We start from the raw sequence: 21,517 nt of genomic DNA on the forward strand, positions 1-21,517 counted from the left end.
GAACTTCTCAAGCGGTGCGCAAAGATCGAGGCCGTCGTCGATATCTCAAATTGCCCGCTCGACCGTGAAGTGCGCGCCCTTGGACGTATAACGACAACTCAGCCCCCTCTCCTGCGCCCGGCACCAGACCCTCGCCACCTGTTGCCGCACATCCTGAATTGTCCCGAACAACGAAATAAGTCAGGCTGTACGGCGAGCAGTTAAACCCCTCGACATTCAAGCCGCTGTAGACGCGCTCCGATGCAAGTCGGTCACGCGCCGAAAGGAGGACGAACGTACAGATCGGCTCATCCATTTCCCGTCAACTCGTCGACATGCCGCTCAACCGCCGCCTCGACCGCATCCAGCGTCGCCGACGCGCTCTCGCCATCTGCGAGCCGCTGCAAGATCGGCTGCACCGCCGGATGCTCGTCAAACGTCCGCGAGATCAGCACGCCCAGGATCGTATATCGCGCGAGCGCTTGCTCCTCCTTCAATCCGTACGTGGCTGCGCGCGCAAGCTGCGTCTCGACCCGCTCGATCCAGTCGGCGTCCGCCACCTCGTCTTCGTCCACGTCGCAGGACCGTCTGAGCTGCATCGCCAGCTTGTCGGGATAACCGACTTCGAGCAGCCGCCGGTGCTGCACTTCGCTCAGCATCAGCGGCGTCGGATCAGGCGTGTACAACGGCGGCTGCGAATTGCGCCACACTACCGGCCGGTTCCGGCGATCGCGACTGCCCAGTGCATGGCAGGGCGCAACGAATGCCTGCCACAGTGCCGGCTCGAATCCCTGATGCAGCCGCGTCAGCACGCGGTTGTCGTAGAAATGCAGGTAGAAAAGCCGCAACGCCGGATTGCGGAACGTGCAAAAACGCCGGAAGTGCTGCGCCAATGCATCCAACCCGAATGGCGATGCCACCCAGGTCAGCATCGGACGATCGGCCACATCCATCCACAACTGTCGGAGCAACGCGTGACGCCCGTCGGGGCCGTCGAGCACGTCGGGTTCAATCGCAATCAGGTATGGTGCGATGTCGTGATACGCCGCCGTCGACAGGCCGTCCCACAGCGACACGTATCGCCAGCTGCGATCCTCGACCCAACGCTTCTGAAGATCTGGCTGGCTCCGCGTGTCGACCAGCAGGTACAGGGACGATGCCTGCCCGTCGCGCGGTGCGAGCAACGATGTACGAAGATAGTCGACATGCCGCAGCCACGGGTCGTCGGCACGCTCGACGGTCCGGATATCACTCATCGTCAGGCTCCAGTGAACATGTCGCACCCGTGATGAGCGCCGAGCAGGCACTCCTTGTAGACACCGTTCGGCAGTTGGGGCAATGGATATGCCTGACTCGTCGGCCCGGAAAAATTGTGCTGCGCGCCTTTCACGTCTATTTTTCCGGGTGCATGCAGCTCGATGTTGCCGTCCTTGATCCGGATGTACGCCCCACCCGACGTCAACAGGATTTCCTGCTTCGCCGCCACATCGACCGTCTGCGTGGCAGACATGACCTTGACCGCCTTCTGCGCGGTCAACTCGATGTCGTCCGTGTGCGCCCGAATCTCGACCTTGCCCTTGCCGGCGAACAGCTTCATCCCCGCGTTCTGCGCAAACAGGCTGATCTTCTCGAGCACGCCGGCAATCAGCGACTGGCCAGCTGCAACATGCACGCTGCCGCCGCTGACCACGTTGGTCTGGTGCGCCGCACACAGGTGCACGTCCTGTTGAGCGGACAACGCAATGCCTGCCGGACTGCCGAACAGCATCAGCGGCAGCGAGAACGCATTGGCGCTGCCGGTTCCACCACCAGCCGTGCGCCCCCCCGACGACTGGGGCGTATCGGCTTTCCGGGTCGCGTCGGCGAATGCCTTCAGTACGTCGTGGCCATCCTTCAGGCTCTCTGCCCGATGCTGTTCGCTCACCCCCGACATCGTGTCGAGCAGTTCAGCGGAGCCGGACAGCTGCTGACGCGCGTCATCGACGTCGAGTGGCTGGCTGGCCATCGTTTTCGGGTAAGTCGACAGATACAGCCCCTGGCCAGCGCGCATCGCACCGTATGCGTCGGTTCGCAGGTCGAAGCCGCTGCCGAGATACCCGCCGCGCGAATTGCCGCTCTGCTCGATCAGGTAACCGAGGTGAAGCATGCTGTTCGCGTTGCTGCTGAACAGCTTCGCCCGGGTCTGGCCCGTCGCGTCGTCCAGCGACATTTCGTTGTAGCCGCTGCCCGCATATTCCTTCGAGCGAAACCCAGACAAAATACCGTTGCTGTGCCATTGCGGCCGTGTTGCACCGTTGTAGACGCGATGCAGCACAACCGGCCGGTCGCAATCGCCGCCGACATAGCCGACGATCACTTCTTCGCCGACACGCGGCAAATGCACGCTGCCATATCCGCTGCCGCTATCCGTTTGTGCGACACGCAGCCAGCACGACGCGCGCTCGTCGCCGGCATTGCTCCGATCCCAGACGAACCGGACCTTGACCCGGTTCAGCTCGTCCGTATACACCTCTTCGCCCTCCGGGCCGACCACGATCGCCGTTTCAAGGTGCATCAGCGGCTTGTCGTGCTCAAACGGACTGCGGAACGGCAAGCTCACGCGCTGCGCCTCAACCTCCACCCGATAAAACCCGGCGCTTCCGTCCTCGTGAGACGCGGACGACGATACGTTCTGCGTCCGCTCCGCGCGTGCGTCGTCGATGCGGCGCTGGAGGCTATGCGGGAAATCTCCGTCGCGCACCGAGCCCGGCAAATTGTTCTCGATGTAGCGCCGGACCTTGATCGCAGCGAACTGACGCTGCTCGACCGAATCGGCATCGTGCATCGGGTGATGGTCAAGCGTGAAGCGGCGCCCCGCATCGATGCCGCGCACACCGCCGATGCCGTGAAAACGCTTCGCGCGCGACTCCCATTCCTCCAGCCGGACCGACGACAGCTGCTCGCCGCGCGCCTGAGCACCATAGGTATATGCGCCGGTGTACTCGTAGACCTCGGCCTGCACGGGCAAATCGCCTTGGTCGCTACGCGTCGGCAACGTCGTGCCTTTCGGCGAAAAGGCCGTCGGCGGCGACTTGTAGTCGAACGTCCGGGTCGTGTATTGCGTGCTTTGAAGCGTGCGCGATCCTGACCATTGCGTAAATGCGTCGACCTCGCTGCTGCTGCCGAAACGGGAGAATTCGACCGTTTCCGGCAACATTGCATCGACCGTTTGGATATCGTCGGTCACGACGAGCGTATGGGATGTCCCATCGGCCGCATGCCGCCAGAAGCCGAACAGGCCTTCCTGCTCCATCAGACGATGCACGAAGTGCCAGTCGGTTTCGCTTTGCCGGCAATACGAGCGCGTCGGCAGTGGGCGCGACAAGGCGAATTCGAATCGACCTCGAGCCTGTGGATGCATCGCAAAAACGTCCGCGATGATCTGATCTGCCGGCTGATCCTGCCAGTACCGCATATCATGGCGAAACTTCAGAAAATGCATCCAGGACGCAACGATCAACTGATAACTGGTCAGGGCGCCATCGGAGCCAAGGCGTCGCGCGGTATGCACATAGCCGTTGAGCGGCTGATAAGACGCGTTCGCCTGCCGGACCCAAAGCGTCATCGGCTGCGCGATGAGCATCTTGAGCTCGAGGCTGGCGGCCGCGGACAGCATGTCGATCGTGATGCTGAAGTCTCGGCCAAGTTCGCCATCGATAATTGCGCGCCGCGGAACCAGCGCATTTCCAGGCAGCGCTGGAATATCCGATTTCATCAGGCGATCTTGCTGAATCAGGCCACGTCGAATGGCCTGAGCCAGGTCGGTTGTGTTCATGTATTACCCGCCGTTTTTGATTCGCTCGTGCCGGCGCGCTCTCTCAGGCGCACCCGTCGTACCTTACACGAATTTTACAGAGATATTCACTTTCCGAGAAAGATCGACCGCGCGACCTATTCAGGATGTTTCACAAAAATTGAATGTCTTGCCGCCTCGGATAACAAACCGGCAATAAATACTGAATACAAGAGCGTATTGGCTGGGCCGGCAGGCATCATCCGTGCGCCGCTCACCGCTCCCTGAACGCCTCCACCTTCGCGCGATTCCCGCACGTGCGCATGTCGCACCAGCGGCGCCCGACGCCGCGGCCGCGATCGACGAAGAACCACGTGCACCGGCCGCACTGCCTCACCCGCGCGAAATCGTCGCTGCGCAGCAGTTGCTCGAAGCCGAGTGCGGCCGCATCGACCCAGCGCGACGCGGCGCGCGCGTCGGGCCGCCACGCGAACCGGCCGTCGACCGCATCGAATGCGCTGCGCCCGATCGCCTCGCGAATCGCGACAGCGAGCCGGTCCGCCGCGCGCGCGCCGGCCGTGCCGCCGCCTCCGGCCGTCAGGTGCGCGATCGCCGTGTAGGCATCCTCGCGAAAGCGATGCAGCGCCGCCAGCGCGTCCGCGTCGTCCTGCCGCGCATGGCGCAGCAGCCGCGCCAGATCGGCCCGCGCCAGCAGCCCCGATCGTTCCGCCCACGCATGCACGGCCGGCCAGTCGACGAGCTTGTCCGCATCGCGCGTCTTGCCCGTGTCGGCCACCGTGTTGAGGAAGTCGAGCGCCGGATGGCCGCCGACGAAATCGGCTGCACCCCATGCGGGCGCGGCTCGCGCGGGCTCGTGTCGAGTAACCATTTATTTTCACCTATTCGGTTTCACACCCGGGCAATCCGGAGTAACCTGTTAACAACCAAAACAGGTTAGCACGGAGATGCCGATGCTCGAACTCGCCAATCGCTTCATTTTCGAAGGCCACCGGATTGCCTGGGGAACGATCGGCGAAGGCCCGCCGCTCGTGCTCGTGCACGGCACGCCGTTTTCGTCGCAGGTGTGGCGCCGGATCGCACCGTGGCTCGCGCGGCGTCATCGCGTGTTCTTCTATGACCTGCTCGGTTACGGCCAGTCCGACATGCCGGACGCGGACGTATCGCTCGGCCGCCAGAACGGGCTGTTCGGCGCGCTGCTCGACGAGTGGACAATCTCACGCCCCCGCGTACTCGCACACGACTACGGCGGCGCAACCGTGTTGCGCGCGCACTTCCTCGACGGCGTCGCCTATGCGGATCTCACGCTCGTGAATCCGGTCGCGATCGCGCCGCAGGGTTCGCCGTTCGTGCGTCATGTCGCGCAGCACGAAGCCGCGTTCACCGGATTGCCTGCTTACGCGCATCACGCGCTCGTGTCGGCCTATCTCGGCAACGCGGTCGCCCGGCCGCTGAGCGACGAGGCGCTGTCGATCTACCGCGCGCCGTGGCTCACGCCCGACGGTCAGGCCGCGTTCTACCGCCAGATCGCGCAGATGCGCCAGCGCTACATCGAGGAAGCCGAGGCGCGTTACGCGCCGCCGGACTTTCCGGTGCGCATCGTATGGGGCGAGGACGACGCGTGGATTCCGCTCGAACAGGGACAGGCGCTCGCCGAGCGTATCGCACACGGCCAGCTGATCAGGGTGCCGCGCGCGGGCCACCTGGTGCAGGAAGATGCGCCGGAGGCGATCGTCGCGGCGGTGCTCGACGGGCCAGGGCAAGGTTGACGCCGCCGGTAATCCGCGTCGCGGGTCGCGTCAGAACACCGGCACGCCCTGCGCGAGCGTCGAGATGAACTTCGCGGTGCGCGGATCGCGCGGGTCGCCGAACAGGTCGCGCGACGCACCGGCTTCGACGACACGGCCCTCCGCGAGAAACACCGCGTCGTGCGCGATCGACGCGGCCAGGCGCAGGTCGTGGGTGGCCATCAGCATCGTCGTGCCTTCCCGTGCGAGCTGGCGCAGCACCTCGACCACTTCGACGGACAGCTCCGGATCAAGTGCCGACGTCGGCTCGTCGCACAACAGCACCTGCGGCGACGGCGCAAGCGCGCGCGCAATCGCGACGCGTTGCTGCTGGCCGCCCGACAGCGTGCCGGGCCATGCGTCGGCCTTGTCCGCGATGCCGACCTTCTCCAGCAGCGCGAGCGCGCGTTCGCGGGCCCGTTCGCGCGGCCAGCGCTGCACGGTGACGAGCCCTTCCATCACGTTCTGCACGACGCTCAGATGCGGAAACAGCTGGAAGTTCTGGAACACCATGCCGGTCTGGCGCCGCACTGCGAACACGGCGTCGCGCGCCGGCCGCTGCGCCGGCGAGAAGTCGATGCGTGCGTCGCCGACCGTCAGCGTGCCCGCCTCGGGCACTTCGAGCAGGTTCACGCAACGCAGCAGCGTACTCTTGCCGCTGCCGGACGGCCCGATCAGCGCCGTCACGCTGCCGGGTTGCAACGCGAGGTCGATCCCGTGCAACACGCGATGCGAGCCGAACGACTTGTCGATGCGTTCGAGCCGGATCATCGCCACTCCGCCTGGAACAGCGCGTGGCGGCCGAAACGGATTTCGAGGCGACGCTGCAGCGTGGACAGCACCGAGCTGAGCAGCAGATAGATCAGTGCGGCTTCCGTATAGAGAATCATCGGCTCGTAGGTCACGGCCGCGATCCGCTGCGCGGCCTGGAAGATCTCCGGCACGGTCAGCACGGCCGCGAGCGACGTGTCCTTCACGAGCGAAATGAACGAATTCGACAGTGCGGGCAGCGCGACGCGCGCGGCCTGCGGCAGGATTGCGCGACGCAGCGCCTGCGGGCGCGTCATCGCCATCGAGTACGCGGCCTCCCACTGCCCCTTCGGAATCGATTCGATTACGCCGCGAATCACCTCGGCGTTGTACGCGCCGACGTTCAGCGAGAAGCCGATCACGGCGGCCGTCAGCGGATCGAGCACGATGCCGACGCTCGGCAGGCCATAGAAGATCACGAACAGCTGCACGAGCAGCGGCGAACCGCGAAACAGCCAGATGTAGAAACGCACGGCGGCCTGCGCCCAGCGCGGCCCGAACAACCGCGTGAGCGCTGCGCCGAAGGCGAGCAACAGGCCGATCGCGAACGACGCGAGCGTGAGCGGCACCGTGAACACGAGCCCCGCGACGAGCAGGGGCCGCAGCGATTCCGCCATCAGATGAAGCCAGGCCGGCATCGTTCAGCCTCGCATCACGGCTGCGACACGTCGCGGCCGAAATACTTCTGCGAGATCTTCGCGTAGGTGCCGTCGGCCTTGATGTCCGCGAGCGCCTTGTCGATCGCGGCCACCAGCGCGGGGCTGCCCTTGCGCAGCAGCACGCCCGATGCGTCGCTCGCGCCACCCGTGTCGGTCGCCGCGATCTTCAGCTTCGCGTCCGGCTTGTGCTTGCGGAAATCGAGGTACGACAGCGAATCGTTGATCGTCGCGTCGACGCGCCCCGAGCTCAGCAGGTCGATCGATTCGTTGAAGCCCTGCACGGGCACGACGTCCGCGCCGTGCGCGGCCGCGAGCTTGCCGAAATTGCTGGTCAGCGTGTTCGCGGATTTCTTGCCCTTGAGGTCGTCGAACGAGCGGATCGTCGTGTTGTCGGCGCGCACGATCAGCACCGCGCGCGACGTGATGTACGGCGTCGAGAAATCGTATTTCGCCTTGCGCGCGTCGGTGATCGACACTTCGTTGACAACCGCGTCGTAGCGGTTCACGTCGAGGCCGGCGATCAGCCCGTCCCACTTGCCTTCGACGAACTGCGGCTTCACGCCGAGGCGCTGTGCGATCGCGGTCGCGATGTCGACGTCGAAGCCCGTCAGCTTGCCGGTTTCGTCGTGGTACGTGAACGGCGCGTACGTGCCTTCGGTACCGACCCGGAACACGCCGGACGACTTGATCTGCGACAGGTCGTCGGCAGCCAGTGCGCTCGTGACCGAAACGGCCTGCAGCATGGCGACGACCAGGATGGAGCGAAGGAATTTCATGGTGCGGACCCCGAATGATTGGAGGGAATATTCCCGCGGCACATGCATGCCGTTCGAGAGGTCCGCGAATTCTACCGACGCGTCGATGCGCGGCAAAAACGCAAATCGGCTATCGATATGAGCACGACGAATAACGCGCCGACCAGCCCCCTCATCCCTCAGATGAAATCCGTCGCGATGCAGCGCGGCAATGGTCCGACGATTCGTTACCGGCGGTTACAGAAGCGACACCGCGGTATCACCCGTTCGGCATGCGCTACGTACCATGAAGGCAGATCAACCTGTTGCTCGCGGGCCTTGCCCCCGCGAACGGAGTGAACGGCAAATGAAACGCATCCTGTTCTCCAGTGCCGTCGGCCTCGCGGCCGCCTGCCTGTCGGCAAGCGCATTCGCGCACACCGACGTCGGCGTGTACTTCGGCGTGCCGGGGCCGGTGATCGAGGCGCCACCGCCTGTCTACTACACGCCGCCGCCCGTCGTGTACGAGCCGGCACCCGCCTATTACGGCCCGTACTACGGCGAATATCGCTACCGCCGCTACCGGCACGACAACGGCTGGCATCGCGGCTGGCGACATCACCGCGACGAGGACGATTGACCGTCGCCTGGCGCCCGTCGCAGGCGTATCCCGCCGAGGGACATTACGCGCGCCGGCCTTCGCGCCGGCGCGTCCGCATTACACATCGCTTACCACGGCAGCGAATACGTCTTCGTATTCGTGAAGCTCTTCATCGCTTCCTGCACGCCTTCCTTGTAGCCCAGCCCCGAATCCTTCACGCCGCCGAACGGCGTCAGCTCGAGCCGGTAGCCCGGCACTTCGCGCACGTTCACGCTGCCGACTTCCAGCTCGGTGATGAAGCGCGTGATGTTGTCGAAGCGGTTCGTGCAGACCGACGACGACAGCGCGTAGTCGGTGCTGTTCGACATCCGGATCGCTTCGTCGATGTCGCGGAAGCGCATGATCGGCGATACCGGGCCGAAGGTTTCGTACTTCACGAGCGGCATGTCGGGCGTCACGCGATCGATCACGGTCGGCGAATACAGCGCGCCGCTGCGCACGTTGCCGACCAGCAGCCGCGCACCGCGTGCAATCGCGTCGTTCACCTGCTGCTCGCAGAACTTCGCGGCCGCTTCGTCGATCACCGTCCCCATGTCGACCGACGGATCGGCCGGATTGCCGTATGACCACGCCTTGGTTTTCTCGACCACCAGCTCCGTGAAGCGATCGGCCACCGACTCGTGCACGAGCATCCGCTTGATCGCCGTGCAGCGCTGGCCCGAATTCTTGTACGAACCCGACACAGCGAGCGTGCTCGCTTCGTCGAGATCGGCGTCCTCCATCACGATGATCGGATCGTTGCCGCCGAGCTCGAGCACCGCACGGCGGTAACCCATCCGCGATGCGATCGACTTGCCGATCGATACGCCACCCGTGAACGTGATGAGATCGATCGCCGGGTTCGTGATCAGCTCGTCAGCGATCTCCTTCGGGTCGCCGGTGAGCACTTGCAGCATCTGCGGCGGCAACCCGGCTTCATACAGGATGTCCGCGAACAGGTAGCACGACAGCGGCACCTTCTCCGACGGCTTCACGACGATCCGATTGTTGGTCGCGACCGACGGCACGATCTTGTGCGCGACCTGGTTCATCGGGTGATTGAATGGCGTGATCGCCGAGATCACGCCGAGCAGCGGGTCACGCTGCGTGTACACGCGGCGCTTCTTGCCGTGCGGTGTCAGGTCGCACGAGAAGATCTGCCCGTCATCCTTCAGCACTTCTCCAGCGCCGAACGTCAGCACGTCGGCCACGCGGCCGGCTTCGTATGCCGAATCCTTGATGCACAGACCAGACTCGGCCGTGATCAGCGCTGCGATCTCGGCGGTGCGCGCGCGCACGATGTCGGCCGCACGGCGCAGGATCGCCGCGCGGTCGTGGCGCGTGAGCGTCGGCCGGTAGGCACGCGCGGCGGCAAACGCGCGCCGCACGTCGTCCAGCGTCGCCTTCGGCACGGTGCCGACCAGCGCGCCGTCGTACGGGTTGCGCACTTCGATTACCGCGTCCCGATGAATCCGTTCCCCATCGATTCGCAGTGCTTCGCGACGAATCTCGCGGACGTCCGTCGATGCTGCAATGGCGTTCATGAGTGTGTCCCCTTACGGATGCGTACGCATCACTGCAGATGGTTGAGCGCGATGTCGATGATGTCGAAGTTGCGCAGCCGCGCGCGGCCCGAGACGTCGCCGGCGACCGGCTTGCTGAAGATCAGCGGCACGATCTGTTCGGAGATCCCGCCGTGCGAGCGCAGCGGCACGTCGAGGCCCGACAGGTCGTGCTTGATGCGGCGCGTGCCGAGCACGACGTCCTGCTTCGAGATCACGATCAGGTCGCCCATGCGCGCCGGCGGCAGCTCGAAGCGCGCGCAGCCCTCGGCACCCGTCAGCACGACCTCGATGCCGTCGACCGCGGCAAGCCGTGCGCGCAGCGCTTCGGCGTCGGCCGTCGCCGGCACGTAGACGGTCGCGAACGAGCCGAGCGCGCCGTGGTGCACGACGTACGGATCGGTGATCGGCAGGATCACGCGCGCCGCATCCTCGCCGAGCCACTCGTCGAACAGCTCCTGCAGGTAGATCACGTTCGGCTCGCCGGTTTCGTCGTCGTGCTTCGCGTTCATCCCGTGATCGGCCGTGATCGCGACGATCGCGCCGAGCGCGTCGAGGCGCTGCAGGTAGGTGTCCATCATCGCGTAGAACGCGTTCGCGCCTTCCGTGCCGGGCGCGCACTTGTGCTGCACGTAGTCGGTGGTCGACAGGTACATCAGGTCGATCGGGCGCGTCTCGAGCAGGCGCACGCCGGCCGCGAACACGAATTCCGAGAGATCCGCGCTGTACACGCTCGGCACCGGCTTGCCGACCAGCTCGAGCACGTTGTCGATGCCGTTTTCCTCGATGCTCGCCTCGTCGGCCTTTTCCGACGAGAAGCAGATGCCCTTCAGCCCCTTGCCGAGCAGGCGGCGCAGCTTGTCCTTCGCAGTGACGACCGCGACCTTCGCACCCTGCTCCGCGAAAGTCGCGAGCACGGTCGGTGCGACCAGGTACTTCGGATCGTTCATCAGCACTTCGGCGCCGGTGTCGCGATCGTAGAAGTAGTTGCCGCTTATCCCATGCACCGCCGGCGGCACGCCTGTCACGATCGACAGGTTGTTCGGGTTCGTGAAGCTCGGCACCACGCACTCGCCCTTGAGCGCCGTGCCCGGCTTCAGCAGCGTGCGCAGGAACGGCGCGACGCCGGCCTCGGCCGCTTCTTCCAGATATTCGTATGCGCAGCCATCGACGCACACGACCACCACGGGCCGGCTCATCCAGTTGTAGCGGCGGCCGTTCACTTCCACGGATACAGGCGTTTCATTCATGACGTTCATTCCTTTCAGTTCGAAGGGTAGAGCCGTCGGCGCCCGCGCCGCGCCGAAGGGGAGGTGTTTTCCATGCTTGACATTAAAATTGATGATTTGTAGATTGTCAACAACATGCAGAGAACAGAAAGCAAAACAACGTAGCAGCAAGAGGGCTGGTCTCCACTCATCCGCCGCGTGCCGCGGCGCCACAGTCAAGGGGTCTGAAGATGAACGAAGTGCCGGTAAACAAGCGTTTGAACGCATGGGCGGCGGGCGCGGCCCGCTTCGCGCTGGCCGCGGCGGTCGCGCTCGGCGCGGTGCAGGCGGCGCACGCGAAGACGTCGCTGCTCGTCTATACCGCGCTGGAAGACGAGGCGATGAAGCCCTACAAGGACGCGTTCGAGAAAGCGAACCCCGATATCGAGATCCGCTGGGTGCGCGACTCGACCGGCTCGGTCACCGCGAAGCTGCTCGCGGAGAAGAACAACCCGCGCGCGGACGTCGTGCTCGGCCTCGCCGCGTCGAGCCTGACGCTGCTGGACCTGCAGGGGATGCTGATGCCGTACACGCCGAAGGACTTCGACCAGCTCACGCGCAAGTACAGCGACGCGAACACGCCGCCGCACTGGGTCGGCATGGACGTGTGGGGCGCGACGATCTGCTACAACCGCGTCGCCGCGCAGGCCAAGGGCATCCCGAAGCCGACGTCGTGGGAAGACCTGACGAAGTCCGTCTATAAAGGCGCGATCGTGATGCCGAGCCCGGTTTCGTCCGGCACCGGCTACCTCGACGTGACCGCGTGGCTGCAGACCTTCGGCGACGACAAAGGCTGGAAATTCATGGACGCGCTCGACAAGAACGTCGCGCAATACGTGCACTCGGGCTCGAAGCCGTGCACGCTCGCCGGCACCGGCGAATTCCCGATCGGCATCTCGTTCGAGTTCCGCGGCCACGAACTGCAGTCGCAGGGCGCGCCGATCGATCTCGTGTTCCCGAAGGAAGGGCTCGGCTGGGACATGGAAGGCACCGCGATCATGAAGACGACGAAGCAGCCCGACGCCGCGAAGAAGCTGGCCGACTTCATGGCGAGCAAGGAGGCGAACCAGATCACCGCGCGCTGGTGGGCGATCGTCGCGTACCCGGGTGTCGCGCGCAAGCTCGCCGGCATCCCCGACAACTACTCGGACCTGCTCGTGAAGAACGACTTCGTATGGTCGGCGAAGAACCGCCAGTCGATTCTCGATACGTGGCAGAAGCGCTACGGCGCGAAAGCGCAGCAGTAATACCGCGACCCGCCGCGGGGCCGCGCCGCGCGCCGCCCCGCGCCCCCTTTCCATCGTCGAATCCGGCCCCCGGGCCGCCCCAGCATGGAGGCGCGCATGGCACCTTACCTGAGCGTAGAACGCATCGAGAAGCGGTACAACGACACGCAGGTCCTGACCGACATCAACCTGAGCGTGATGAAGGGCGAAATGATCTGCTTCCTGGGGCCGTCCGGCTGCGGGAAGACCACGCTGCTGCGGATCATCGCGGGGCTCGAGACGCAGAACGCCGGCCACATCATGCAGGACGGCCGCGACATCTCGCGGCTGCCGCCGCAACTGCGCGACTACGGGATCGTGTTCCAGTCGTACGCTTTGTTCCCCAACCTCACGGTGTACGACAACGTCGCGTACGGGCTCGTGAACCGCAAGATGAAGCGCGACGCGATCCACGAGCGCGTGCACACGCTGCTCGCGCTGGTCGGCCTGCCCGACAGCCATCGCAAGCATCCGGGCCAGCTGTCCGGCGGCCAGCAGCAGCGCATCGCGCTGGCGCGCGAACTCGCCACCTCCCCCGGCCTGCTGCTGCTCGACGAGCCGCTGTCGGCGCTCGACGCACGGGTGCGCGTGCGGCTGCGCCAGGAGATCCGCGCGCTGCAGCAGCGGCTCGGCGTGACGACGATCATGGTCACGCACGACCAGGAAGAAGCCTTGTCGATGGCCGACCGGATCGTCGTGATGAACCACGGCGTGATCGAGCAGATCGGCACGCCGCTCGAAATCTACCGGCAGCCCGCGTCGCCGTTCGTGGCCGACTTCATCGGCCGCGTCAACACGATCCCCGCCGAAGTCGCCCAGGACGGCACGCTGCGCGCGGGCGGCGTCGGCTTCGACTGCCGCCACGGCACCACCCGGCCAGCCCAGGGCACGGCCGTGTCGGTCTACGTGCGGCCCGAGGACCTGCGCATCCGCGTGCCGGGCGAGACGGCCGACAACGTGCTGGCCGGCCGCGTCGAGAAGCTCGAATTCCTCGGTGCGTTCTGCCGCGTGAGCTTCCGGATCGACGGGCTCGACGGCCAGGAGATCGTCGCCGACCTGTCTTATCACGACGTCGACCGCACGGGCGTGCAGGCCGGCGCGCGCATCGACCTCGCGCTCGATCGCGAGCATGTCCGCGTGTTCCCGAGCGCGAAGGAGCGACTGCAATGAGCACCGTCCTGACCGAGCGCCGCCGTGGCGCCTCCGCCCCCGCCGACGTGCGGCAGATCACGCACTGGCACGACCGCATTGCGCAGCTCGCGCTCGTCGCGATGGCCGCGCTGATGTCGATGTTCCTGCTGCTGCCGCTCGCGCTCGTCGTGCAGAAATGCTTCGTCGATGCGGACGGACGCTTCGTCGGCGCACACAACTTCGTCGAGTATCTCGAGGACAGCGGCGTACTGCGCTCGATGCTGCACTCGCTGACGGTCGGCGCGCTCGTCACGTCGATCGTCGTGCCGATGGCGTTCACGTTCGCTTACGCGCTGACGCGCTCGTGCATGCCGCTGAAGAACGCGGCGCGCACGATCGCGCTGCTGCCGCTGCTCGCGCCGACGCTGTTGTCCGCGGTGTCGTTCATCTACTGGTTCGGCAACGCGGGGCTGCTGAAGCCGCTGCTGCACGGCCATTCGATCTACGGGCTGCCGGGCATCGTGCTGAGCATGGTGTACGCGTCGTTTCCGCACGTGCTGATGATCCTCGTCACCGCGCTGTCGCTGGCCGACGGCCGGCTCTACGAGGCCGCCGACGCGATGGGCACGCGCCGCATGCGCAAGTTCTTCACGATCACGCTGCCGGGTGCGAAGTACGGGCTGATCAGCGCGACGATGGTGGCATTCACGATGTGCATCAACGACTTCGGCGTGCCGGTGGTGATCGGCGGTTCGTACAACGTACTGTCGACCGACATCTACAAGCTGATCATCGGCCTGCAGGACTTCAACCGCAGCGCGGTCGTGAGCCTGATGCTGCTTTGCCCCGCCCTCGTCGCGTTCGGCGTCGACTTCTTCATCCGCCGCCGCCAGCAGTCGCAGCTCGGCGCGCGCTCGACGCCGTACCAGCCGAAGCCGTCGCGCGGCTTCGACGCCGCAATGGTCGCGTACTGCGGCATCGTGTGCGCGTTCTTCATCTCGGTGGTCGGCATCTCGGTGTTCGCGTCGTTCGTGAAGTTCTGGCCGTACCAGATGAGCGTCGGGCTGCAGCACTACGAGATGGGGCTGATCGGCGCCGGCATCTTCGACGCGTACAAGAACAGCCTGCGGATGGCCGCGACGGTGGCGCTCGGCGGCACGATCGTCGTGTTCGGCGGCGCCTACCTGATCGAGAAGACACGCGGCGCACGCTGGCTGCGCGGCTTCATCGCGCTGTGCGCGATCCTGCCGATGGGCGTGCCGGGGCTCGTGCTCGGCATCAGCTACATCTTCCTGTTCAACGCGCCCGGCAATCCGCTGAACGGGCTGTACGGGTCGCTGTGGCTGCTCGCGATCGTCACGGTGGTGCACTACTACGCATCGAGCCACCTGACCGCCGTCACCGCGCTCCGGCAGATCGACAGCGAGTTCGAGGCCGTGTCCGCGTCGCTGAAGGTGCCGTTCTACAAGACCTTCCTGCGCGTGACCGTGCCCGTGTGCCTGCCCGCGATCCTGCTGATCGCGCGCTACCTGTTCGTCAACGGGATGACGACGGTCTCGGCCGTCGCGTTCCTCTACTCGCCCGACACGCAGCCCGCATCGGTCGCGATCCTGAACCTCGACGACGCGGGCCAGATGGGCCCGGCCGCCGCGATGGCCACGCTCGTGCTCGCGACCTCGTCGTTCGCCTGCGTGCTGTTCGCATGCATCTCGCACCGACTGTTGCGCCGTACGCAGGCCTGGCGCAACCCGCATCGCCGTTGATTCTTTGACCGTACTTACGTGACGTCCCGACTTCATCAAGGAGACACCATGACGCTCGCCGCCCAGCCCATCCTGCTCACCCCCGGCCCCCTGACGACCTCCGACACCACGCGCGACGCGATGCTGCGCGACTGGGGATCGTGGGACAGCGACTTCAACGCGATCACCGCGCGGCTGCGCGAACGCCTGCTGCAGATCGTGCACGGCGAAGGCACGCACGAATGCGTCCCGCTGCAAGGCAGCGGCACGTTCTCGGTCGAAGCGGCCCTCGGCACGCTCGTGCCGCGCGACGGCCACGTGCTCGTGCCGAACAACGGCGCGTACTGCCAGCGCATCGCGAAGATCTGCCGCGTGCTCGGCCGCAAGCTGACGACGATCGACTACCGCGAGGATCGCCGTGTCGATCCGGCCGACGTCGAGCGCGCGCTCGCCGCCGATCCGACCATCACGCACGTCGCGCTCGTGCATTGCGAAACGGGCGCCGGCGTGCTGAACCCGCTGCACGACATCGCGCAGGTCGTCGCGAAGCACGGCCGCGCGCTGATCGTCGATGCGATGAGCTCGTTCGGCGCGATCGACATCGACGCGCGCACGACGCCGTTCGACGCGGTGATCGCCGCATCCGGCAAATGCCTCGAAGGCGTGCCGGGGCTCGGCTTCGTGATCGCGAAGCGCAGTGCGCTCGAACGCTGCGAAGGCAACAGCCACTCGCTCGCGATGGACCTGTACGACCAGTGGGTCTACATGCAGCGCACGACGCAGTGGCGCTTCACGCCGCCGACGCACGTGGTCGCGGCACTCGACGCCGCGGTCGCGCAATACGTCGACGAAGGCGGGCTCGCGGCACGCGGCGGCCGCTACCAGCGCAACTATCGCGCGCTGATCGACGGGATGCTCGCGCTCGGTTTCCGGCCGTTCCTCGATCCGGCGATCCAGGCGCCGATCATCGTCACGTTCCACGCGCCGGACGATCCGAACTACGACTTCAAGCGGTTCTACCAGGAGGTCAAGCAGCGCGGCTACATCCTGTATCCGGGCAAGCTGACCGAGGTCGAGACGTTCCGGGTCGGCTGCATCGGCCACTTCGGCGAAGCCGGCATCCCGGGCGCGGTCGCGGCTATCGCGGACACGCTGAAGGCGATGGGCGTGCGTCGCGTGTCGGCCGAAGCGGCAGCGTGACGTGATGGTCCCCGCCGCATGCACGTTCGCATGTGGCGGTCAGTTGTTTCGGGCCGTGCACGGCATGGCCCCTTTTCGGCGAACCCTCCCATGCGACCCTTCTGGATCGAACAAGCGCTGTTCAACGACGGCGATCTCGCCCCCGCGCTGCAAGGTGCGACGCAGGCCGACGTGTGCATCGTCGGCGGCGGCTTCACCGGGCTCTGGACGGCCATCCAGGCGAAGCAGCAGAACCCCGCGCTCGACATCGTGATCGTCGAGGCCGACCTGTGCGGCGCCGGCGCGAGCGGTCGCAACGGCGGCTGCCTGCTCACGTGGTCCGCGAAATTCCTGACGCTGCGGCGGCTGTTCGGCGAGGCCGAGGCGATCCGGCTCGTGAAGGCATCCGAAGCCGCCGTGCAGCACATCGCCGATTTCTGCCGCGCGCATGCCATCGATGCCGAGCTGCGGCTCGACGGCACGCTGTACACCGCGACGTCGCGTGCGCAGGTCGGCACGCTCGCGCCGGTGCTCGACGCGCTCGCCGCGTGCGGCATCCACAGCTACGAGCCGCTGCCGCCCGCCGAAGTCGCGCGACGCTCGGGTTCCGCCCGCAATCTCGACGGCGTCTACTCGCCGATCGCCGCGACCGTGCATCCCGGCAAGCTCGTGCGTGGGTTGCGCCGCGTCGCACTCGCGATGGGCATCCGGATCCACGAACGCACGCCGATGCTCGACTTCACGCCCGGCCAGCCTGCCGTCGTGCGCACGCCGTCCGGCAGCGTGAGCGCGGGCAAGCTCGTGTTCGCGATCAACGCGTGGATGGCGGGCCGCTTCCCGCAGTTCGAGCGCACGATCGCGGTTGTGTCGAGCGACATGGTCATCACCGAGAAATGCCCGGAGCTGCTCGAAAAGACCGGGCTCGTGGACGGCGTGTCGGTGCTCGATTCGCGGATCTTCGTCTACTACTACCGCACCACCGCCGACGGGCGGCTGATGCTCGGCAAGGGCGGCAATACGTTCTCGTGGCGCAGCCGCATCGCGCCCGTGTTCGACCGGCGCTCGCCGTACGAGGCGCAGCTCACGCAAAGCCTGCGCGCGTTCTTTCCGTCGCTCGCGGGCGTGCCGGTCACCGCGAGCTGGAACGGGCCGTCGGATCGCTCCGTCACCGGCTTCCCGTTCTTCGGCCGCCTCGACGACGCACCGAACGTGTTCTACGGCTTCGGCTACTCGGGCAACGGCGTGGGGCCGACCTACATGGGCGGGCAGATCCTGTCGTCGCTCGTGCTCGGCCTCGACAACGCGTGGACGCGCAGCCCGATCGTGCGCGGCCCGCTGGGTCATTTCCCGCCGGAGCCGATCCGCTATGTCGGCGCGCACATCGTGCGCAATGCGATCCGCCGCAAGGAGCGCGCGGAGGACGAGAGCCGGCCGCCGGCAGTTGTCGACACGTGGCTCGCGAAATTCGCGAGCGCGGCCGGGAAAGCCGACAAGGCGTGACGATGCGTTGATCTTCAGAACCTTCAGGACCCGCATGACCTGAAGCCGCTATGAAAAAAGGGACGCTGCGAAGCGTCCCTTTGCTTTTGTGCGGCAACCATTTCGCGGCAACCCGCGCAGGAGTTGCCGCGCAGTTACGCGCGCACGGGCTTTTCCCGCGCCGCCTTGCCCGTCGAGGGCAAGCCCTGCTCATGCGTGCGGCGCATGCGCTCGAGGCCGTGCGACAAGTGCTCTCGCACGAGTGCCACAGCCTGCTCCTCGTCGCCGCCCGCGAGCGCCTGCACGATCTTGTCGTGCTCGGCCGCGGATACGGCGATCGCATCCTCCTCGGCCTCGATCGCCGCCTGGCGCAGCAGGCCGAGCTGGCGCACGAGCCGGCGGTAGGTATCGGTGAGGTGCGTATTGCCGACGCCCACGACCATCGCGTCGTGGAACTGCACGTTCAGCTCGGTATAGCGCGTGACATCGTGCGTCTTCGCGGCGTCCTTCATCGACTGGATGATGCCCTTCAGCACCTTCAGCGTGTCGGGCGAGATGCGCTTCGCGAGCGCGCGCGCGACCGACTCGTCGAGCATCGCGCGCACTTCGTAGATCTCCTCGGCCTCGCGCAGCGGCACGACGCGCACCGTCACGCCGCGGTTCTTCTCGTTGCGCAGCAGGCCGGCCTGTTCGAGTGCGCGGAATGCTTCGCGCACGGGGCCGCGCGATACGTTCAGCTTGGTCGCGATCTCGACTTCGTTGAGCTTCTCGCCGGGCGCGTATTCGCCGGAGACGATCGCGCGCTCGAGCATGTCCTGGACGATCATCGCGAGCGACTGGCTTTGCAGGAGTTCGATGGCGCTGAGCGCGTTCGGGGCTGTCATGGTCGGGCAGGCAGCAGGGCTGCGGTAGAAAACGAGGGCGCCATATCGGCGAATGATCCTTGTATACCCTCGACCCGGCACATTGTCAACAGTTTTCAGTTTCCAAAAACCAATCCTGCCTGCCGGAATGCAACCGAAACGCGCGCGGCAGGCGGCAGTCGCGCGGCGGGCCGACCTCGCCCGTATCGCGCGACGCGTGCTGGCCGTCAGGCCGCCGTGTGCTTCACCGGCCCCGGATCGCTTTGGCTCGGCCGGCCCGTCTCGACGTGGCCCGCGAAGCGGCGCACGACCTTGTCGTCGCCGCCGCGCAGCGTCGTCGCGGTGATCGTCAGATCGTACCAGCCGTGGCTCGACGACAGCTCGAAGTGATCCTCGATGCGCTCGCCCGGCTCCAGCGTGTAGGTCCGCGCTTGCTTGTGGCTGTATGCGTTGTCGACCGTCACGCGGCACGTCGCGCGCCCGCTGTTGCGCAGTTGCAGGTACACGTGGCGGTTGCGCACGTCGTAGCCGATCCGCGCTTCGGGGTTCGCGTGGTGGCCGTCCGCCGCGAGCCGCGTGTTGCCCTGGAATTCGCACAGATAGCCGTTCGGGCCGTAGGCCGCGAGATGGTAGTCGCCGCGCGCGGCCGACGTGTTCCACGTGTCGACGAAGCGGTCGTGCGCGGACACCGCATAGCGGCGCGGCGCCGTCGTCGGGTTGCGGCGGTCGTACACGTAGAACGCCGCGCCTGCGTCACCGGTGTTCGCGAAGTCGAGCGACACGCTGTCGTCGTGCCCGTTCACGCGGCTGTGCACGAACAGCTCGTACGGCAGCGCACGTGCCGGGCGCGTGCCCGGCTCCTGCGCCGGCATCGACTGCTGCGCGGGCACCTGGTACGCCTGGCCGGCCGTCGCGATGTGCTGCGGCACCGTGAAGCTGACCGTGCGCGTGTCGGGACGCGCGGAGAAGTCGAACGCCGACGTCAGGTCGCCGCAGATCGAGCGGCGCCACGCGCTGATGTTCGGCTCCTTCACGCCGAAACGCGCTTCGAGGAAACGCAGCACCGACGTATGGTCGAACGTCTCCGAGCACACCCAGCCGCCCTTCGTCCACGGCGAGATGATGATCAGCGGCACGCGCGGCCCGAGGCCGATCGGCTGGATGCCGCCCGGGTCCGCGCCCGGCACGAGCGGGCTCATTTCTCCCGGATACTTGTTCAGGTCGAGCAGCTCGTCGCCGAGATTCGACAGCAGGTTCGACGACACGATGCCCTGGCCGCCCACGCCGCTCGTCACCGGCGGCACCGGCGGCACGACGTGGTCGAACAACCCGTCGTTCTCGTCGTAGTTGAGGATGAACACCGTCTTCGCCCACACTTCCGGGTTCGACGTGAGCGCCTCGAGCACCATGTTGATGTAGAACGCGCCGTCGGTCGGCGATGCCTGCGGGTGCTCGCTGTACTTGTACGGCGACACGATCCACGACACCTGCGGCAGCCGGTTCGCCTGCACGTCGGCCTTCAGCTCGGCGAGCGTATGGTCCGACGCGCCCTTGTCGACCAGCGGGCCACTCGCGCCTTCCTTCACCTGGAAGCGCTTGAAGAACATCAGCGAGTTGTCGGTGTAGTTGTCGGTCGGGTCGCCCGGGATGCCCGTGCCGCCCTGGTACACCTTCCAGCTGATCTTCGCGTTCTCGAGGCGTTCCGCGTAGGTCGTCCACGTGTAGCCGTTCACGTCGTCGCGCTCGCCGATGCCCGGGCCGTTCGGCGGGTTGCCGTAGATGTTGCGCGGGTCGACCGTGCCGGTCCACAGGTAGATGCGGTTCGGTGCGGTGTCGGCGTGCGCGGAGCAGAAGTACGAATCGCAGATCGTGAACGCGTCGGCCAATGCGTAGTGGTACGTGAGATCCTGGCGCTTCAGGTAGCCCATCGTCAGCACGTCCTGCTTCTGGTTCACCCACTGGTCCCACTGGCCGTTGTTCCAGGACAGGTGGCCGCTGCTCCAGCCGTGGTTGGTGCCCGGCTGGAATTCGGTCGTCTGCTTCGGATCGAGGTAGAACGGCAGCACGTACGGCGCCGACGGATCGAGGCCGCGCGAATGGTAGTGCTTCGTGAACACCGACGCCGGCGGCTGCTGCCACACCGGTGCACCGCTCGGCAGCAGGTGCGGGCGCGGGTCGTTGAAGCCGCGCACGCCGCGCAGCCCGCCGAAGTAATGGTCGAACGAACGGTTTTCCTGCATGAAGATCACGACGTGTTCGACGTCGCGGATCGTGCCCGTGCGATAGGCGGCCGGCATCGCCAGCGCATTGCGGATCGCGGGCGGGAAGCCCGCGTAGGCGGCCATCGCGCCGGCCGACTGCGCGGCGAGGCGCAGGAAATCGCGTCGATTGTTCGAGGACATGAAGAGAACCCTGTTGTCGATAGGAGTGGGGCGCCGGTCGAGCGGGGCCGGCGGTGGTGCGTTGCCGTTATTACCCCGCATCGGCGTGTCCCGGCCGTGACCGGTTACCGCAGGTTTCTTTGGGTTACCCACAGGAATTTTTTCGAAGCGGCGCACGACGCGCCTTTCATCCGGCCGACATACGCATGCGCTACGCTGACGCGCGATACAGAGGGGAGAAGCCGAGT

Annotated in this window: 17 protein-coding genes; 7 read left to right on the top strand and 10 right to left on the bottom strand. The window is 66.1% G+C overall.

Going from position 1 to position 21,517, the window contains the following annotated elements:
- Nucleotides 1–287: 287 nt before the first annotated feature.
- The 3 genes from CFB50_RS17510 to CFB50_RS17520 all read right to left on the bottom strand — a co-directional run bounded on the left by CFB50_RS17510 (nucleotide 288) and on the right by CFB50_RS17520 (nucleotide 4,640).
- On the bottom strand, nucleotides 288–1,262 hold the full coding sequence (locus CFB50_RS17510) for a DUF4123 domain-containing protein (RefSeq protein ID WP_144020664.1): 975 nt from the start codon (nucleotides 1,260–1,262) through the stop codon (nucleotides 288–290).
- Nucleotides 1,238–3,793: a type VI secretion system Vgr family protein gene (locus tag CFB50_RS17515; RefSeq protein WP_069249160.1), complete on the bottom strand. Its 2,556-nt coding sequence runs from the start codon at nucleotides 3,791–3,793 to the stop codon at nucleotides 1,238–1,240. Before CFB50_RS17515 ends, CFB50_RS17510 begins: the two co-directional genes overlap by 25 nt.
- A gap of 232 nt (nucleotides 3,794–4,025) precedes the next feature.
- Entirely contained in the window at nucleotides 4,026–4,640 is a 615-nt protein-coding gene (locus CFB50_RS17520) for a CGNR zinc finger domain-containing protein (protein WP_069249161.1), read from the bottom strand.
- 82 nt (nucleotides 4,641–4,722) lie between these two features.
- On the opposite strand from CFB50_RS17520, the gene CFB50_RS17525 reads away from it, so the two are divergent.
- Nucleotides 4,723–5,538: an alpha/beta fold hydrolase gene (locus CFB50_RS17525; RefSeq protein WP_069249393.1), complete on the top strand. Its 816-nt coding sequence runs from the start codon at nucleotides 4,723–4,725 to the stop codon at nucleotides 5,536–5,538.
- 30 nt (nucleotides 5,539–5,568) lie between these two features.
- Here CFB50_RS17525 and CFB50_RS17530 read toward each other — a convergent pair whose 3' ends face one another.
- From CFB50_RS17530 to CFB50_RS17540, 3 genes are read right to left on the bottom strand one after another with little or no spacing between them, the layout of a single operon-like run.
- Complete coding sequence (locus CFB50_RS17530; RefSeq protein ID WP_069249394.1) at nucleotides 5,569–6,327, bottom strand: amino acid ABC transporter ATP-binding protein; 759 nt, start codon at nucleotides 6,325–6,327, stop codon at nucleotides 5,569–5,571.
- The gene (locus CFB50_RS17535; protein WP_069249162.1) at nucleotides 6,324–7,004 is read right to left on the bottom strand and encodes an amino acid ABC transporter permease; all 681 of its coding nucleotides are present in this window, start codon (nucleotides 7,002–7,004) and stop codon (nucleotides 6,324–6,326) included. The genes CFB50_RS17530 and CFB50_RS17535 overlap by 4 nt, the downstream gene beginning before the upstream one ends.
- A 14-nt stretch (nucleotides 7,005–7,018) precedes the next feature.
- A complete protein-coding gene (locus CFB50_RS17540) occupies nucleotides 7,019–7,801 on the bottom strand; it encodes an amino acid ABC transporter substrate-binding protein (RefSeq protein WP_043185191.1) in 783 nt (260 codons plus the stop codon).
- A gap of 325 nt (nucleotides 7,802–8,126) precedes the next feature.
- Here CFB50_RS17540 and CFB50_RS17545 point away from each other — a divergent pair, with 325 nt between their 5' ends.
- On the top strand, nucleotides 8,127–8,399 hold the full coding sequence (locus tag CFB50_RS17545; protein WP_069249163.1) for a hypothetical protein: 273 nt from the start codon (nucleotides 8,127–8,129) through the stop codon (nucleotides 8,397–8,399).
- Nucleotides 8,400–8,488: 89 nt separating this feature from the next.
- On the opposite strand, the gene phnY is transcribed toward CFB50_RS17545, so the two are convergent.
- Together phnY and phnA are read right to left on the bottom strand one after the other, a co-directional pair.
- Complete coding sequence (phnY, locus tag CFB50_RS17550; protein WP_069249164.1) at nucleotides 8,489–9,943, bottom strand: phosphonoacetaldehyde dehydrogenase; 1,455 nt, start codon at nucleotides 9,941–9,943, stop codon at nucleotides 8,489–8,491.
- Between the two features lie 29 nt (nucleotides 9,944–9,972).
- Nucleotides 9,973–11,211, bottom strand: a complete 1,239-nt coding sequence (phnA, locus tag CFB50_RS17555; protein WP_047852694.1) for a phosphonoacetate hydrolase — start codon at nucleotides 11,209–11,211, stop codon at nucleotides 9,973–9,975.
- Nucleotides 11,212–11,420: 209 nt separating this feature from the next.
- On the opposite strand from phnA, the gene CFB50_RS17560 reads away from it, so the two are divergent.
- The 5 genes from CFB50_RS17560 (at nucleotide 11,421) to CFB50_RS17580 (ending at nucleotide 18,046) form a co-directional block, all read left to right on the top strand.
- Nucleotides 11,421–12,476, top strand: a complete 1,056-nt coding sequence (locus CFB50_RS17560) for a putative 2-aminoethylphosphonate ABC transporter substrate-binding protein (protein ID WP_069249165.1) — start codon at nucleotides 11,421–11,423, stop codon at nucleotides 12,474–12,476.
- Between the two features lie 96 nt (nucleotides 12,477–12,572).
- Nucleotides 12,573–13,664 (top strand): putative 2-aminoethylphosphonate ABC transporter ATP-binding protein, encoded by a 1,092-nt coding sequence (locus tag CFB50_RS17565; RefSeq protein WP_089446658.1) that lies wholly within the window; start codon nucleotides 12,573–12,575, stop codon nucleotides 13,662–13,664.
- Complete coding sequence (locus CFB50_RS17570; protein WP_069249166.1) at nucleotides 13,661–15,388, top strand: putative 2-aminoethylphosphonate ABC transporter permease subunit; 1,728 nt, start codon at nucleotides 13,661–13,663, stop codon at nucleotides 15,386–15,388. The genes CFB50_RS17565 and CFB50_RS17570 overlap by 4 nt, the downstream gene beginning before the upstream one ends.
- A 48-nt stretch (nucleotides 15,389–15,436) precedes the next feature.
- The gene (locus tag CFB50_RS17575) at nucleotides 15,437–16,567 is read left to right on the top strand and encodes a 2-aminoethylphosphonate--pyruvate transaminase (protein ID WP_069249167.1); all 1,131 of its coding nucleotides are present in this window, start codon (nucleotides 15,437–15,439) and stop codon (nucleotides 16,565–16,567) included.
- Nucleotides 16,568–16,657: 90 nt separating this feature from the next.
- Nucleotides 16,658–18,046, top strand: coding sequence for an FAD-dependent oxidoreductase (locus CFB50_RS17580; protein WP_069249168.1), 1,389 nt, complete (start codon nucleotides 16,658–16,660; stop codon nucleotides 18,044–18,046).
- A gap of 134 nt (nucleotides 18,047–18,180) precedes the next feature.
- Here the strand turns inward: CFB50_RS17580 and CFB50_RS17585 are convergent, their stop codons facing one another.
- Together CFB50_RS17585 and CFB50_RS17590 are read right to left on the bottom strand one after the other, a co-directional pair.
- Nucleotides 18,181–18,909 (bottom strand): phosphonate utilization associated transcriptional regulator, encoded by a 729-nt coding sequence (locus CFB50_RS17585; RefSeq protein WP_089446659.1) that lies wholly within the window; start codon nucleotides 18,907–18,909, stop codon nucleotides 18,181–18,183.
- Nucleotides 18,910–19,115: 206 nt separating this feature from the next.
- A complete protein-coding gene (locus CFB50_RS17590; RefSeq protein WP_089446660.1) occupies nucleotides 19,116–21,290 on the bottom strand; it encodes a phosphocholine-specific phospholipase C in 2,175 nt (724 codons plus the stop codon).
- Nucleotides 21,291–21,517: the final 227 nt, after the last annotated feature.

The sequence above is a fragment of the Burkholderia sp. AU33423 genome (genome assembly GCF_002223135.1).
Classification (GTDB): Bacteria; Pseudomonadota; Gammaproteobacteria; order Burkholderiales; family Burkholderiaceae; genus Burkholderia; species Burkholderia lata_D.

What these genes read in the sequence shown, in the direction of transcription:
- CFB50_RS17575 (WP_069249167.1), top strand. Translation starts at nt 15,437, where the DNA reads ATGACGCTCGCCGCCCAGCCCATCCTGCTCACCCCCGGCCCCCTGACG.
- CFB50_RS17515 (WP_069249160.1), bottom strand. Translation starts at nt 3,793, where the DNA reads ATGAACACAACCGACCTGGCTCAGGCCATTCGACGTGGCCTGATTCAG.
- CFB50_RS17580 (WP_069249168.1), top strand. Translation starts at nt 16,658, where the DNA reads ATGCGACCCTTCTGGATCGAACAAGCGCTGTTCAACGACGGCGATCTC.
- CFB50_RS17560 (WP_069249165.1), top strand. Translation starts at nt 11,421, where the DNA reads ATGAACGAAGTGCCGGTAAACAAGCGTTTGAACGCATGGGCGGCGGGC.
- phnY (WP_069249164.1), bottom strand. Translation starts at nt 9,943, where the DNA reads ATGAACGCCATTGCAGCATCGACGGACGTCCGCGAGATTCGTCGCGAA.
- CFB50_RS17590 (WP_089446660.1), bottom strand. Translation starts at nt 21,290, where the DNA reads ATGTCCTCGAACAATCGACGCGATTTCCTGCGCCTCGCCGCGCAGTCG.
- CFB50_RS17520 (WP_069249161.1), bottom strand. Translation starts at nt 4,640, where the DNA reads ATGGTTACTCGACACGAGCCCGCGCGAGCCGCGCCCGCATGGGGTGCA.
- CFB50_RS17570 (WP_069249166.1), top strand. Translation starts at nt 13,661, where the DNA reads ATGAGCACCGTCCTGACCGAGCGCCGCCGTGGCGCCTCCGCCCCCGCC.
- CFB50_RS17545 (WP_069249163.1), top strand. Translation starts at nt 8,127, where the DNA reads ATGAAACGCATCCTGTTCTCCAGTGCCGTCGGCCTCGCGGCCGCCTGC.
- CFB50_RS17585 (WP_089446659.1), bottom strand. Translation starts at nt 18,909, where the DNA reads ATGACAGCCCCGAACGCGCTCAGCGCCATCGAACTCCTGCAAAGCCAG.
- CFB50_RS17530 (WP_069249394.1), bottom strand. Translation starts at nt 6,327, where the DNA reads ATGATCCGGCTCGAACGCATCGACAAGTCGTTCGGCTCGCATCGCGTG.
- CFB50_RS17540 (WP_043185191.1), bottom strand. Translation starts at nt 7,801, where the DNA reads ATGAAATTCCTTCGCTCCATCCTGGTCGTCGCCATGCTGCAGGCCGTT.
- phnA (WP_047852694.1), bottom strand. Translation starts at nt 11,211, where the DNA reads ATGAATGAAACGCCTGTATCCGTGGAAGTGAACGGCCGCCGCTACAAC.
- CFB50_RS17565 (WP_089446658.1), top strand. Translation starts at nt 12,573, where the DNA reads ATGGCACCTTACCTGAGCGTAGAACGCATCGAGAAGCGGTACAACGAC.
- CFB50_RS17525 (WP_069249393.1), top strand. Translation starts at nt 4,723, where the DNA reads ATGCTCGAACTCGCCAATCGCTTCATTTTCGAAGGCCACCGGATTGCC.
- CFB50_RS17535 (WP_069249162.1), bottom strand. Translation starts at nt 7,004, where the DNA reads ATGCCGGCCTGGCTTCATCTGATGGCGGAATCGCTGCGGCCCCTGCTC.